1 pseudogene is annotated in these 352 nt (G+C 71.9%); it reads right to left on the bottom strand.

Annotated elements, in window-relative coordinates:
* Positions 1–352: pseudogene (locus FLP08_RS17470) on the bottom strand (hypothetical protein); the annotation flags it as partial.

The following is a 352-nucleotide window of genomic DNA, read 5'->3' on the forward strand; positions in this document are numbered from 1 at the left end:
CGCACCGCACCGCCGGCGCCGAGCAGGAGAACCCGCTTGCCGCGCAGCTCGACCCCGGCGTTCGCCGTCAGGTCCCGCAGCAGGCCGGCGCCGTCGGTGTTGTCGCCGCGCAGGCGACCGTCGGCGAGGCGGATCAGGGTGTTCACCGCCCCGGCCCGGGTGGCCCGCTCGCTCAACTCGTCCACCAGACGATAGGCCTCTTCCTTGAACGGCACGGTGACATTGGCGCCCTTGCCCTGCTCGAAGAAGCGCCGGGCGAACCCGGGGAAATCGTCCAGCGGCGCCAGTTGCGCGTCATAGACCAGCGCCTCGCCGGTCTGCTCGGCGAACAGGCGGTGGATCAGCGGCGACT

Origin of the sequence: Christiangramia aestuarii (assembly GCF_009735585.1) — a bacterium.
Lineage (GTDB): Bacteria > Bacteroidota > Bacteroidia > Flavobacteriales > Flavobacteriaceae > Christiangramia > Christiangramia aestuarii.